Source organism: Acetobacter thailandicus, assembly GCF_011516655.1.
In the GTDB taxonomy this organism is placed as follows: domain Bacteria; phylum Pseudomonadota; class Alphaproteobacteria; order Acetobacterales; family Acetobacteraceae; genus Acetobacter; species Acetobacter thailandicus.
The window spans coordinates 433,964-448,801 of record NZ_WOSV01000002.1; the positions used below are offsets into that span (position 1 = coordinate 433,964).

The window sequence follows — 14,838 nt, forward strand, 5'->3', positions numbered from 1 at the left end:
CATGACCTTCCTTACGCCTGCCATGCCGACACCGGCTCTGCGTCCTGTTCCTGAGCGCATTGCCTTTATGGCTGCCCCGACTGATAACGCCAGCCAGACCCGTGACCTCCTGGCGCAGCATTATGGTAACGTCTCTCTCGAACAGGCTGATATTATTGTCTGCCTGGGGGGAGACGGCTTCATGCTCGAAACGCTGCATAAAGTACTCGATGCTGATTTATCGACCCCCGTTTATGGTATGAACTGTGGCTCTGTCGGCTTTCTGATGAACCCTTTGCAGCAGGACAATCTGCCTGAACGACTGGCCCGCACGCAGGCGGCTGAACTCAACCCCCTGTATATGACGGCAGTCTCCGACACCGGAGAAGTCACTCATGCACTCGCCCTGAATGATGTTTTTTTGTTTCGTCAGACACGACAGGCAGCAAAGCTCCGTATCGACGTTGATGAACATGTGCGCCTGCATGAGCTGATCTGTGACGGAGCGCTGATTTCTACCCCGGCCGGTTCAACAGCCTATAATCTGTCCGCCCACGGTCCTATTGTGCCTCTGTCAGGCAATCTTTTGCCTCTCACACCTATATGCCCTTTCCGTCCGCGACGCTGGCGCGGGGCACTTCTGCCATCAACTGCCCATGTGCGCTTTAGTGTGCTGGAGCATGAGAAACGTCCGGTTGCAGCCGTTGCTGATTCACTGGAAATCAGAAATGTTGTCGCTGTTGATGTTCATGAAGACAGAAGTCAAAAAGTCACCGTGCTGTTTGACCCCGGACAAACGCTCTCTGAGCGCATAGTTGCTGAACAGTTTTCGTCATGATGCCACATATTTGACATCTGATGTGATAGTATGGCGCTCTGATACCACCGTTATAGTTTTTCCGGGTCGATATATTCCTGATGCGTAATCCTTTTTCTTTCTCTGTCCTGCCTGCACTCTGCGCTGCTTTTGCGCTGCCGGCTGCCTCGGCCTATGCTCAGGTCACGACGAATACCGAGATTCTCGACACACTCCAGACACAGGCACAGCACAGCACGCCCCCCTCGCGGCATGCACCGCCTGCCAGGCGCATGCAAAAACCTGCGGCCGCGCCGGCGCAGGCAACCGGAAGTAATAATTCTTCCGCGACAGGCTCAGCCGTGCCGGCAACATCTAAGCCCGCAGTCAAAACAACAATACCCGATATTCCTCAGGCCCCCCCACCTGACCCGCAGCTGACAACACCCCCCAATATTGAGCTGCACCCCTTTCCTATTCCGCCACAGCCGGTTGTTCAGCTTAAAGCTGCAGGTAAAGTCACTGAGATTAAAAACGGGATACGGGTTACATTTGCTCCCAAATCAGCAGATCTGAACCCGGTAACACACCAGGCTATTCTGACTTTCGGGCAGAAACTGGCAGAAAACCCCTATAAGCAGGCGCTGATCAACGCATATAGTTCAGCTGCGACTGATGACCCCTCACTGCCACGCCGCATGGCTTTCTCACGCGGTCTGGCAGCGCGCAGTGTGTTAATGAATGCTGGTATACCCTCAACGCGTATTTACCTGCGGGTTATTGGCATTCCCCACGACAGCGAAGGAAACCAGGCCGGCACCCAGGATTTTATTGAGATTTCACAATCCGGGAATGACCCTTCCTGACCCTTTATTAAACCAGACAGGATTTTTGCAGGATGTCCCGCCCGTCACGTTATTGCCTCAGAATGGCTTTGTTTCTTGCCTGTGTGGTTGCCGGGGCAGCCATACTGTGGGAACCGCTTTACAAAGCTTTTTTCTATAACCCTCTGTTAAATGGCCTGATTGCAGCCATTCTGCTGACTGGTGTTATATGGAACATCGTTCAGACCCTGCGCCTGTCAGCTGAGGTCAGATGGGTTGAAGCCCGTAAGCAAACCCGCACCAGCCTCGTAAACACCAAACCACCTCCGCTGCTGACACCGCTGGCAACAGCTTTCAGACTGAACGAATACCATAACGGACAGCACACAAAACTACCTGCCCTGACCGTACAGGCTTTACTTGATTCGGTTTCAGGGCGACTGGATGAAGGACGTGAAATATCACGCTACCTGACAAGCCTGCTTATTTTTCTGGGTCTGCTGGGCACTTTTTACGGTCTTTTGCTAACCGTTGCGTCAATTGCTGATGTTATTTCGGGCATGTCAGTCAATGGTAATGCCCTTGATGCCATGTTCGAGCAGCTCAAAACCAACCTGGCAAAACCACTGCATGGTATGAGCACGGCATTTTCAGGCTCACTTTTCGGGCTGGCCAGTGCACTGATTGTTGGGTTTCTCGACCTCACAGCCGGGCAGGCCAATAACCGATTTTTTAACGAGCTGGAAGAATGGCTGACCGAGCAGACAATATATACAAACACAACACCGGCTGCTGCAGCCACCACTACTGTAGCTGCCGACCCTGCCCCCGCTTACACGCAGGCACTGCTCGAACAGACGGCTGAAAATCTCACAGCACTGCAGCAAATCATACGTGCCAGCGAGGCAAAGCGTGAATATGAAATGACGCAGCTGGTCAGGCTGACGGAACAAATGTCACGGTCTGCCGGGCAGGCAGATATTCTGCGCAGCATAGAGCAACGGCTTGAGCAGATCATACAAAACAATCATGACGGGCGCGTTCAGATGACAAATGAGCTCAAAGACAGCCTGCGTGTTCTGGCCCGGATAAAAAGCACTGACGGTATAACCTCAGACCAGGAAAAACACTGACCATGGCCCGCCGCCGCAGAAAACCCTATACCGGGCCAGACGCATGGCCAGGTTATGTTGATGCGCTTTCTACCCTGCTGATGGTCGTTATTTTTGTTCTGCTCATTTTTGTCGTGGGGCAGACACTGCTCTCAGCCGCACTCAGCAGAAGACAGCATGCACTTGAAGGCCTGGAGGGGCGCACAACGGCCCTCGCTCAGCAGGTGCAGTCTGAGCATATGCTTAACGATACCCTCAGCACCACGGTCTCTGCCCTGCAAAGCCAGCATGATGCAGATGCCGCAGCACTTGCTGCCCTCAGAATCGCAGATCAGAACCAGATCAGCAGCCTGGATGATGAAGTCAGTGAGCTCAACACGCATCTTGCAGCAGCCGGACAGGCTGCCTCAGAAAACGATACTCAGATTTCTGACCTTACGAAAAAACTCAACGACGCTCTGGGTACAAAAGCACAGGGGATCAGTCACTACCGCTCAGAGTTTTTCGATCGTCTTCAGAGTGTACTGCACAACCAGAAGGGCGTGCACATAACCGGCGATCGCTTTATTTTTCAAAGCGAACTTCTCTTTCCCCCTGGCAGTGCTGATATATCAGAGGCAGGCCGGAAAGAAATCATAACTCTTGCCCGGACCCTCAGGGAAGTAACGGCACATATTCCGGCCAGTGTGCCATGGATTTTGCGCGTGGACGGCCATGCCGACCGCCAGCCTGTGCACACAGCCTTCCCTGGTAACTGGGAACTTTCCAGTGCCCGCGCCATCACGGTAGTTAAACTTCTGGTCGCGCAGGGTGTAAGCCCGGCACATCTGGCAGCTACTGGTTTTTCTGAATATCAGCCTGTCGACAACAACGACACGCCAGAAGCCTATGCCCGTAACCGGCGCATTGAGTTTCGTCTGACCGAGCGATAAAAAAAGACGTCTTCTTTATGAAGACGTCATCGCGTTTTCTATCTCAATACGTCCCTGTGTCGCCAGTTCATCAACACGCTCATTTTCAGGCACACCCGAGTGCCCCTTAACCCAGTGCCATGACACATCGTGCGGTTTGGCCGCAGCCAGCAGCTCACGCCACAAATCCATATTAGCAACAGGGTCGCCCGCTGCGTTACGCCAGTTACGACGCACCCAGCCGGTGTGCCAGCGTGTAATGCCATTGCGCACATACTCGCTGTCTGTGTGCAGTCTGACAATACAGGGGCGTTTAAGAGCCTCAAGCGCTCTGGTCGCTGCTGTCAGCTCCATGCGATTATTGGTGGTTTCTGCCTCGCCACCTGAAAGCTCTTTTTCTTTGCCTTTAAAGCGCAGCAAAACACCCCATCCGCCAGGACCAGGGTTCGGGCGGCAGCCGCCATCCGTCCAGATTTCAACAACATCCTGCTCAGGAGCAGAACCCATCTCAGAGTCCATATCCATCAAGTGTCTCCCTTGCCAGATGAAAGCGCAGACGCTTCAGATAATCGAGCGGATCTTTCCGTGTGACCAGGGCGTCTGCCGGTGTATTGATCCAGTCATACAGCCTTGTAAGTAAAAAACGCATCGCCGCACCACGTGCAAGCACAGGCAAAGCTTTTTTCTCAGCCACGGCCAGAGGTCTGACTTCTTCATAGCCACGAAGAATACCCTGAGCAAAGCGGGCATTAAACCGGCCCTCAGCGTCAAAACACCAGGCGTTGAGACAAATTGCAATATCATAAGCCAGCAGATCAGAGCAGGCGAAATAGAAGTCAATTACCCCTGACAGCTCATCCTCAAGGAAGAAAACATTGTCAGGAAACAGGTCCGCATGAATTTGCCCGCGCGGCAGATCAGGCTGCCCGTCAGCACCTGGCCAGAATGGCAGAATACGTGCCAGGGCGGCTTCAATCTCATCTGTCAGGCCAGGCAGCACATCGTCAGCCGCGGTGCCACAGCTTGCCAGTAAGGGCCGCCAGGCCTGCGGCCCAAGGCCGTTAACCCGAAGCGGTGCATAGCTCTGCCCGGCCAGATGCAGGCGGGCGAGCACCTGCCCGAGCGGACGACAGTGAGACTGATGGATAACTTTCGGCCAGGCACCCGATAAAAAAGTGGTAATTGCTGCCGGGCGCCCTGCAAGAACTTTCAGCATCTGCCCGGCCTTATCAGCAACCGGTTGCGGGCAGGCAACGCCCTGCGTGGCCAGATGCTGCATCAGCTCTAAAAACCAGGGAAGCTCCTGCTCATTAACGCGCTTTTCATACAACGTCAGAATGAACTGGCCCTGGGTGGTGCGCAAAAGGAAGTTGCTGTTTTCAACCCCTTCTGCGATGCCACGGCACTCGGTCAGGTCTCCGAGTGCATAGTCTGCGAGGAAAGCGGTCAGAGCTTCATCACTGACATCCGTATAAACAGCCATCTGCGCCTTAACCGAGTGGTGCCGGCAGACGGAAGATAACGCTTTCTTCTTTTACAATGCGCTCATCAATCTGAAGGGTATAGCGTTTAGCAAGCTCCGCCACCATTTCCTGAACCAAAGCCTCAGGCGCAGAAGCACCTGCGGTAATACCCAGGGTGTTCACCCCTTCGAGCACTGTCCAGTCAAGGTCGCACTGGCGCGGCACGAGCAGAGCACGACGTGCACCTGAACGCTCAGCCACTTCGCGCAGGCGCTGCGAGTTGGAAGAATTGGGCGAGCCAATAACAATCACCAGGTCACATTCAGCCGCAATCGCTTTTACAGCCTCCTGACGGTTGGTTGTGGCATAGCAGATATCCTCACGCTTAGGCCCCTCGATCAGCGGGAAGCGCTCGCGCAGAATTTCGACAATCTCAGCCGTATCATCAACTGAGAGCGTGGTCTGCGTAATAAAGGCCAGACGTGCCGGGTCAGCAGGCTGAACCGTGCGGGCTTCCTCAGCATCGTTAATCAGTGTGACAGCACCAGCAGGCAGCTGCCCCATTGTGCCAACCACTTCAGGGTGGCCGGCATGGCCAATCATCAGAATATGGCGGCTGTCAGGGCCACCACCGGCAAAGTGACGCTCGGCCTCGCGGTGAACCTTAGACACCAGCGGGCAGGTCGCATCGAGATACAAAAGATTACGGCGCTCAGCTTCGGCAGGCACGGTTTTAGGCACACCATGAGCTGAAAAGACAACATGGCCATCAGCCGGAACTTCATCAAGTTCCTCAACAAAAATGGCACCCTGTGCTTCGAGCTCTTCAACAACAGTGCGGTTATGTACGATTTCATGCCGGACATAAACAGGGGCACCATAGCGGCGGATGGCTTCCTCCACTACACGAATGGCACGATCTACGCCGGCACAGAAACCACGTGGCCCGGCAAGAAGGACCTTAAGGGTTCTGGTATGAGCGGCGTTATCTGCCTGTGCTAAGGTAATGGTCTGAGTTTCCTCGGGCATGGTATTCCCCAAACTGACAGCGGACGGTATAGAAGAAGCTGAGTATGATAAAGGCTGTTATAAAACGATGCTACACCCGAACTTTACAAAGCACGGCTATTGCAGGCATGGCCTACGCAAAGCACAGGGCATATGCAAGCCGTTTTCGACACTCTCATACCATATCAAAGTCTTTTAGCGTTCTTTTTAACACTCATTCACTACGTTTTCACTTCCAGACTGACAGATCCGGATTCACATATGCTGCACATGCTCACCCGCTCACGCCGTTTCTCTCCTCATCTGGTGCTGGCCGGTTTTATGGCGCTGACTTTGCTATCTGGCTGCGCAGAAGAAGAAGATAAATCACTGGCATTTGCTCCGGCCTGCCCTGTGACACAAATTCCGCCTGAAGCAGCCGATTACTATCTGTATGACGGAAAAACCCCCAGTTTCACTAACCTGGTGACACGCGCAAGCATTCTGACCCTGCGCGGTGACTGCATTGCAGCCGGCCCGAAAGAGCTGACAACCCGTATTGCACTGCGTTTTGGTATCACCAAAGGGGCAGCCCTGCGCGACAGCACGATAACCCTGCCATGGTTTATCGTTGTGCTACACGGTGACAAAATCGTGAATAAACATATTTTTAAACATACTTTTACCGTGCCGGCTAACCTTGCCAACTTCACGACAGATACGAAGGTCGTTACGGTCTCTTTGCCGATTGCGCCCAAAAATATCGCGTCTGATTACCAGTTTCAGGTGGGTTTCCAGCTGAATAAACAACAGCTGGAATATAACAAAAACCATAAAACCGGTTCTGATTTTCGCTCTTACTAAGCGAAAAAAACCTGTGCCTGCGGTTTAAACCGCAGGTGCTTCAGGAAAGCGTGCAGCCTCAATTGCCGCAGCCTGACGAGCCGCAAGCTGCTGCTCGTTATACTCACCCACAACTTCGCGAAACAGCTCGCTCCAGTTCATCTTCACTTTAAGGCGTAAAAAGACTGATCCAAGACCAACAGCTGAGCGGTCAACCAGCACAAACTCACGCGGCAGGCTGACACCGCCGGTACGCTGCAGCCCCTCATGCACACGGCTCAGAATCTCACGGCTCTGATCGGGATTATTCTCATCCTGAATATAACGTTCCTGATCGTCCATAAGCGGGCCAAAGAGAAAACCAGCCCACTCGTTGAGCACATCCACTTTCTCTGAGCTGAGGTCTTTAAAGCCCCAGGCTTCATAAGCTGCGGCAGCCCGGTCTTTATCCTTTGTGCGCAATGCCTCAAACAGCTCGATATTCCCGCTGATAAAAGATGGTTTGAAAATACGAATCGCACCAAAATCAAACAGGTTCAGGCCAAAATCGTCACGCAGTGTGAAGTTGCCCATATGCGGGTCACCATGCACCACACCATAGCGATAAAGCGGCAGATACCAGGCACGAAACAATGCACGGGCAATCTTCTTCTTCTCATCTTCTGACAACCCGGCATCAATCGCTTTACTCAGGCTGCGCCCCTGCACCCAGTCCATCGTCAGCAGGCGGCGGGTACTTAATTCATCAACCGGTTCTGGCACAGTCACTTCAGGGCAGTCCGCCAGAATGGTACGATAGAGGCGGATATTGGCTGCCTCACGCGTGTAGTCGAGCTCTTCACGCAAGCGCTCGCTCAGCTCTTCCACAACGTTATCCTGACGGATGGCGTTATCAAGTTTGTGATATACACCTATCGCCATGCGAAACTGCCGCAGGTCAGACTCCACAGCAGCTTTCATATCAGGATACTGCAGTTTACAGGCCACACGACGCCCGTCATTTAATATGGCCTGATGCACCTGCCCCAGGCTGGCTGCAGCCGAGGCCTCGCGACCAAAGGCCTTAAAGTTTTTCTCCCAGGCCGGGCCAAGCTCTGCTGCCATACGGCGGCGCACAAAGCTCCACCCCATAGGTGGCGCATTTGACTGAAGCTCTGCCAGTTCTTTCGCATACTCCTCAGGCAAAGCCCCCGGAATACTGGACAGAAGCTGAGCGGCCTTCATCAGTGGCCCTTTAAGGCCACCAAGAACACCCTTCAGGTCTTCTGCATAAGAGCTGCCAGAAGAACGCAGGCCCATTTTATGACCTGCATAGCGTGCCGCAATGCCCCCGACTGTGCCGGTGGTCTGCATCATACGGCGCAGCTCACCAAACATGCCGGTATTATCAAGATCACGTTCTGCCATTGGCTCAGACCTGTTCCAGCTGGTCAATAAAACCAGAAATCACATCAAGACCCTTACGCCAGAAATACGGGTCAGAGGCATCAAGACCAAAAGGAGCCAGCAGCTCTTTATGCCTCAGGGTGCCACCGGCTTCGAGCATGGTCACATATTTATCAGCAAAACCGGGTGCGCCTTCACTGAACACACCGTACAGCGCATTAACCAGACAGTCACCAAACGCATAGGCATATACATAGAACGGTGAATGGATGAAGTGCGGGATATAAGCCCAGAACACATCATACTCAGAGCTGAAATTAAAGGCCGGGCCCAGGCTCTCAGTCTGCACCTGACGCCAGATTTCACCAATCTGTTCAGGCAGCAGCTCACCCTGTTTACGGGCATCATGCAGGCGGGTCTCAAACTCGTAAAACGCGATTTGCCGCACGACCGTATTGAGCATATCCTCCACTTTACCTGCCAGCAAAGTGCGTTTACGGGCGGGATCTTTTTCTGCATCAAGCAGCGACTGGAAGGTCAGCATCTCGCCAAACACACTGGCCGTTTCAGCAAGTGTCAGCGGCGTGCTGGACTGATAATAGCCCTGACGCGCGGCCAGAACCTGATGCACACCATGACCCAGCTCATGCGCAAGTGTCATAACATCGCGGGTACGGCCATGATAGTTGAGCAAAATATAAGGATGCGCTGACGGCACCGTCGGGTGTGCAAAAGCACCGGGGCTTTTACCCTCGGCAGGTGGCACATCGATCCATGGATTTGTCAGGAAGGTTGTAATCACCTCACCCAGGCGCGGGTCGAAATCGCTATAGGCTTTCTGTACGATGTCTTTAGCTTCATCCCACGAAATTTTGCGGTCCTGCGTGCCAGGCAAAGGAGCATTACGGTCCCAGTGCTCAAGCTTATCAAGGCCCATCCACTTTGCTTTAAGCCTGTAATAACGATGAGCCAGGCGCGGGTAATCGGCCCGCACAGCGGAAACCAGTGCATCAACCACTTCGTCTTCAACCATGTTGCTCAGGTTACGTGACGAGGTGGGACGGGCATAATGGCGCAGAGAATCGGTAATGGCTTTATCTTTTGCCAGCGTATTCGTAATCAGCGCAAACAGACGAATATTATCAGAGAAAACCTGACCAACGGCCTTACCTGCCTGCTCACGCACAGCACGGTTCTCATCTGACAGACGGTTAAGTGCATCGCCTACAGTAATGGTTTTACCATCGAGGGTGACGCGCAGCCCTGCAATTGTTTCATCAAACAGACGAGACCAGGCCTGTGCTCCTGCTACGGATTTTTCGAGCAGAACTTTCTCGACTTCATCACTCAGCTGGTGCGGGCGAAACAGGCGCGTGTCACGCAAAAATGGCTCCCAGCGCGCCAGCGCAGGCTCTTTAAGCTTTGCCTCAAGCGCAGCATCATCAAGCTTATTAATCTCAAGGGTGAAGAAGAGCAGGTCACCTGCAATATCTGTCAGGCGCTCGTTAACTGACTGACTAAAGCGGGCAATAGCCGCATCAGAAGAATTGGCGGCAAATAACAAAGAGGCATAAGAGCCGGCTTTGCCTAAAATCTCGTCAATTTCTTCACTGGCCGCAATTGCCTCAGCCAGCTCTGCGCCCGATAACCCGCCGAGCTTACCCTGATAGCGGGCAGCAAAAGCCCTGGCACGGGTATGAGCATCGGTCAGATCCTGCTCAAGCTGCGGGTCTTCCATACTGTTATAAAGAGCAGAAAGATCCCAGCGCGGCAGGGCAGATGTTTCTGCTCCCTGCGTGGTCTCTGCTTTGCGAGCTGTATCAGCTTCCGCAGCTGCGGCTGGAAACCGGGACAGATGAGAAAAATGCGCTATATGTTCCATTCCCTCACCCTACACTGCATTTGTGCAGGGTGCGAGAGGATGAAAAAACAACTCTGCCAAAACAAGAGCAGGATTATCCCCTGCCCCTGCTTTTATGACAGTTTCAGGCGCTTTTTTTTACGACTTCACTCTCACAGGTAAAACCGATGATACGTGCGTAGTCACGCGGCACGATCTGCCAGAAAGAAGGCAGAACCTCATCCCATTTATGCAAAAGCATAGTGGCATAGGGTGAGCCGGTTTCTTCAACATGACGCGTTACGAGCGCATGCAGTTTCTCCTGCCATTCAGGCTGCGTGACACGGGTCCAGAGCAGCGAGTCAGCATTAATTTTGTCTTCAAAGTTGTTTTTCTCATCAAAGACAAAGGCCATCCCGCCGGTAAAGCCTGCACCGAAATTGTCACCCGTCTGCCCGAGAATAACAACCGTACCACCGGTCATATATTCGCATGCATTAGAGCCACAGCCTTCGACTACAGCCGTCGCACCGGAGTTACGCACCGCAAAACGCTCACCGGCCTGACCGGCAGCAAACAGCTCACCTGCTGTCGCACCATAAAGCACCGTGTTGCCAATAATCGCATTCTGGTTCCAGACCAGACGTGATGACGGAGACGGACGGACGGTAATGGTCGCACCCGACAGCCCTTTGCCGACATAATCGTTGGCATCACCCAGCACTTCAAGCTTCAGCCCCTGTACGGCAAAAGCCCCCAGTGACTGACCGGCAGAACCGCGCAGACGCACAGTCAGATGACCAGGCACCAGAGTTTTCATGCCAAACTGACGCACAATAAGTGAAGAGATACGGGTGCCAATAGCACGCTGTGTGTTCTGCACATTGTACTGAAGCTGCATTTTCTCACCATGTGAGAAGAGCGGCTTTGCGTCATTAATCATCTGAGCGTCGAGGGTATCCGGCACCTCGTTACGCCCTTCAAGCGTGCAGTAACGGGCATACGGGCCGGGGTCGGCCTGAACCAGCAGAGAGTTCAGATCGAGGTCATCCAGATAGTCTGCACCACGTGACACCTGATGCAGCAGATCTGTGCGGCCAATGATCTCATTCAGGCTGCGGAAACCAAGTTCAGCCAGAATATTTCTGACATCTTCCGCAATGAAAGAGAACAGGTTGATAACCTTCTCCGGTGTGCCTTCAAACTTTTTACGCAGCTCTTCATCCTGCGAGCACACACCAACCGGGCAGGTATTAGAATGGCACTGACGCACCATGATGCAGCCCATAGCCACGAGACTTGCTGTGCCAATACCAAACTCTTCAGCACCCAGCATCGCGGCAATCACGACATCACGACCGGTTTTGATACCACCATCTGCACGCAGTTTAACGCGGTGACGCAGGCGGTTAAGCATAAGCACCTGATGTGCTTCTGCCAGGCCCATCTCCCACGGCAGACCAGCATATTTAACCGATGTCAGCGGACTTGCCCCTGTGCCACCTGAATGGCCGGAGATCAGGATGGCATCAGCCTTCGCTTTTGCAACACCGGCTGCAATCGTACCAATACCTGAACGGGCTACCAGTTTAACTGTTACAGTTGCATCAGGGTTGATCTGCTTCAGGTCATAAATCAGCTGAGCCAGATCTTCGATCGAGTAAATATCGTGATGCGGCGGCGGTGAAATAAGCGTAACACCCGGGGTCGCATGACGCAGCTTAGCGATCAGCTGTGTCACTTTAAAGCCAGGCAGCTGACCACCTTCCCCTGGTTTTGCACCCTGAGCCATTTTAATTTCCAGCTCACGGCAGTCGTTCAGATACTGTGCCGTAACACCGAAACGACCAGAGGCAACCTGCTTAATAGCAGATGAGGCATTGTCACCATTGGGGCGTGGCTTTGCACGAGCAGGGTCTTCACCCCCCTCACCCGAGTCAGAGCGGGCACCAATACGGTTCATCGCGATGGAGAGAGTCTCATGCGCCTCAGGGCTGAGCGCTCCCAGAGAAATAGCCGGGGCGATCAGGCGGCGACGCAGCTGGGTAATGCTTTCAACCTCCTCAACCGGGATAGGTGTCCGGCCAGGGCGGAAGTCAAGCAGATCGCGCAGAGCCACAGGGGGCTGTGCCTTCACTGCCTCGGCATAGCGCATGTAAAGCGAGAAGCTGTCGGTCGAAACTGCGGTTTGCAGCAAATGAATCACATTGCCATCAAACGCATGCTGCTCCCCTTTACGACGCAGCTTATATAGCCCGCCAACCGGCAGAGGCAGGCTGCCTGAGTGCCAGGCCTCTTTGTGGAAATCGAGCACATTGCGCTCAATACCAGACAGACCAATGCCTGAAATGCGCGAAGGCATGCCAGGGAAAAACTCAGCCGTCAGCGCACGTGAGAGGCCAACAGCCTCAAAGTTACAGCCACCACGGTACGAAGCGATGATAGAAATGCCCATTTTGGACATAATCTTCAGCAGGCCTTTATCAACCGCCTTACGGTAACGCTCAACACACTCACGCAGCGTCAGCTTGCCGAACAGACCACGACGATGACGATCAGCAATACATTCCTGTGCCAGGTAAGGGTTTACCGTGGTTGCACCCACTCCGATGGTCACTGCAATAGCATGCACATCAAGGGCTGTCGCTGTGCGCACATTAAGCGAAATAAACGTACGCAGGGAGTGACGCACCAGATGCGTGTGCACCGCAGCTGTTGCCAGAATCATCGGAATATAAGCGCGGGTGGCAGACTGCTTCTCATCACTGAGGAAGACATGCGTACACCCTTCGCGCACAGCTTCTTCTGCTTCACGACGAATACGCTCAATAGCCTCGCGCAACCCGCCCTCACCTGCTGATGCAGGGAATGTGCAGTCGATAACAGCCGTTGAGTTGCCACAAAATGCGATCAGCGCCTCATACTCACCCGAGGTCAGAACCGGGCTGGGCAGCTGAAGCATTTTGCACTGATCAGCTGACTGGTCGAGGATATTGCCAAGGTTACCCAGACGTGTGGTCAGGCTCATCACCCGGCTTTCACGCAGAGAATCGATTGGCGGATTTGTCACCTGGCTGAAAGCCTGACGGAAATAATGCGACAGACCACGATAGCGCGAAGACAGCACGGCCAGAGGTGTATCATCACCCATTGAGCCGACAGCCTCAGCAGCATTTTCGACCATCGGGTGCAAAATAGCTTCAAGCTCTTCGAGGGTTGCACCGGCAGCAAGCTGACGACGACGCAGCACTTCGCCCTCATACAGGACAGGCTCAGTCACATCAGAGCGGACAACCGCACCGATTTTTTGTGTACCGGCAACCCATGAGGAGAACTTATGACGGGCAGCCAGAATATCGAGCAGCTCTTCATTGCCAAACAGTTTTGCCTCGTGGAGATCAACGCCAATGATCTCGCCTGGCCCAAGACGGCCACGTGCGACCACTTCGCTTTCAGGCACACGCACCATACCGGTTTCTGACCCGATAATCAGCAGGTCGTTCTCAGTCACCGTATAACGCAGCGGGCGCAGACCAGAACGGTCAAGACCAGCGATTACCCAGCGGCCATCAGTAGCACACAGAGCGGCCGGGCCGTCCCACGGTTCCATGACGGAGTTGCAATACATGAACATGTCACGATGGCTCTCCTTCATGCAGGAGTGACCACCCACACTGGCCGGAATCATCAGCGCTTTAACCGCAGGGGCATCACGACCGGCAAAAGTAAGCAGCTCAAACACGTTATCGAGCACAGCCGTGTCAGACCCGCCGGCCTGAACAAGCGGCTTAATATCGTTCATCCAGGGATCAAGGTCAGGGTGAGACAGACGTGTCTCGTGACTTTTCATCCAGTTGATATTGCCTGAAATCGTGTTGATTTCACCGTTATGCGCCAGCCTGCGGAAAGGCTGGGCAAGCTTCCATGTCGGGAAGGTGTTGGTTGAATATCTCTGATGATAGATAGCAAAGCGGCTGACAAAACGCTCATCCAGAAGGTCAGGATAAAACTCGGTCAGATGCTCAGCAAGGAACATGCCTTTATAAATAATAGAACGACATGAGAGTGAGCAGATATACAGATCAACCTGTGCAGCAATCGCAGCTTTTTCAATTTTGCGACGAATAACATACAGGTCACGCTCAAGCGCATCCTCCGACTTACCTGGCAGATTACGAATCATAATCTGCTCAATTTCAGGGCGGGTTGCGTTGGCTTTTTCACCAATACAGGCGGTGTCAATCGGCACCTGACGCCAGCCGTAAATCGTGTAACCAAAAGCCAGAATTTCGGTTTCAATAATCTGACGGCACAGTTCCTGAGCGACCATGTCTGTTTTGGGCAGGAAAACCTGACCAACAGCGATGATGCTGCCGTCCTGATAGTCACCGGCTTTTGCAATCGCATCCGCAAAGAAAGCCTGCGGAATTTCAACGTGAATACCTGCACCGTCACCGGTTTTACCGTCGGCATCAACCGCACCACGATGCCAGATGGCACTCAGCGCAGCGATACCAGCCTCAACCACATCACGGCGACGCTTACCATCAATAGCCGCAATCAGGCCAACGCCACAGGAATCGCGCTCATCCGCGGGGTCATACAACCCCTCCAGAGCGTGAACATTGGCGTCCCACTCTTTAAGAAAAGTCTCTGCATTTTCCAGCGAGTCTGCGTTATGGAGCTTGTTCATGTCA

The 14,838-nt window shown here is 53.5% G+C and carries 11 protein-coding genes; 5 read left to right on the plus strand and 6 right to left on the minus strand.

The annotated features are described in order from the left end of the window. Position 1 precedes the first annotated feature (1 nt). The 4 genes from GOB58_RS04735 (at position 2) to GOB58_RS04750 (ending at position 3,643) form a co-directional block, all read left to right on the plus strand. Positions 2-817, plus strand: coding sequence for an NAD kinase (locus tag GOB58_RS04735; protein WP_086553404.1), 816 nt, complete (start codon positions 2-4; stop codon positions 815-817). 80 nt (positions 818-897) lie between these two features. Continuing rightward, entirely contained in the window at positions 898-1,641 is a 744-nt protein-coding gene (locus tag GOB58_RS04740; RefSeq protein ID WP_173559480.1) for an OmpA family protein, read from the plus strand. Positions 1,642-1,673: 32 nt separating this feature from the next. Beyond that, on the plus strand, positions 1,674-2,732 hold the full coding sequence (locus GOB58_RS04745; RefSeq protein WP_086635155.1) for a flagellar motor protein MotA: 1,059 nt from the start codon (positions 1,674-1,676) through the stop codon (positions 2,730-2,732). A gap of 2 nt (positions 2,733-2,734) precedes the next feature. Then, positions 2,735-3,643, plus strand: coding sequence for a peptidoglycan-binding protein (locus GOB58_RS04750; RefSeq protein ID WP_086635154.1), 909 nt, complete (start codon positions 2,735-2,737; stop codon positions 3,641-3,643). 15 nt (positions 3,644-3,658) lie between these two features. Here GOB58_RS04750 and rnhA read toward each other — a convergent pair whose 3' ends face one another. The 3 genes from rnhA to ispH are packed head-to-tail and all read right to left on the minus strand — an operon-like array spanning position 3,659 to position 6,114. Continuing rightward, complete coding sequence (gene rnhA / locus GOB58_RS04755; protein WP_173559481.1) at positions 3,659-4,147, minus strand: ribonuclease HI; 489 nt, start codon at positions 4,145-4,147, stop codon at positions 3,659-3,661. Next, positions 4,131-5,105, minus strand: a complete 975-nt coding sequence (locus tag GOB58_RS04760) for a homoserine kinase (RefSeq protein WP_173559482.1) — start codon at positions 5,103-5,105, stop codon at positions 4,131-4,133. Before GOB58_RS04760 ends, rnhA begins: the two co-directional genes overlap by 17 nt. A 7-nt stretch (positions 5,106-5,112) precedes the next feature. Next, entirely contained in the window at positions 5,113-6,114 is a 1,002-nt protein-coding gene (gene ispH, locus GOB58_RS04765) for a 4-hydroxy-3-methylbut-2-enyl diphosphate reductase (RefSeq protein WP_086553410.1), read from the minus strand. Between the two features lie 240 nt (positions 6,115-6,354). On the opposite strand from ispH, the gene GOB58_RS04770 reads away from it, so the two are divergent. Beyond that, positions 6,355-6,936, plus strand: a complete 582-nt coding sequence (locus GOB58_RS04770) for a hypothetical protein (protein ID WP_086553411.1) — start codon at positions 6,355-6,357, stop codon at positions 6,934-6,936. Between the two features lie 24 nt (positions 6,937-6,960). On the opposite strand, the gene GOB58_RS04775 is transcribed toward GOB58_RS04770, so the two are convergent. The 3 genes from GOB58_RS04775 to gltB form a co-directional block, all read right to left on the minus strand. Next, complete coding sequence (locus tag GOB58_RS04775) at positions 6,961-8,322, minus strand: ABC1 kinase family protein (RefSeq protein ID WP_086553412.1); 1,362 nt, start codon at positions 8,320-8,322, stop codon at positions 6,961-6,963. A gap of 4 nt (positions 8,323-8,326) precedes the next feature. Then, complete coding sequence (locus GOB58_RS04780; RefSeq protein ID WP_173559483.1) at positions 8,327-10,183, minus strand: M3 family oligoendopeptidase; 1,857 nt, start codon at positions 10,181-10,183, stop codon at positions 8,327-8,329. Positions 10,184-10,286: 103 nt separating this feature from the next. Further along, positions 10,287-14,834, minus strand: coding sequence for a glutamate synthase large subunit (gltB, locus tag GOB58_RS04785; protein ID WP_173559484.1), 4,548 nt, complete (start codon positions 14,832-14,834; stop codon positions 10,287-10,289). Between the last annotated feature and the right edge of the window lie 4 nt (positions 14,835-14,838).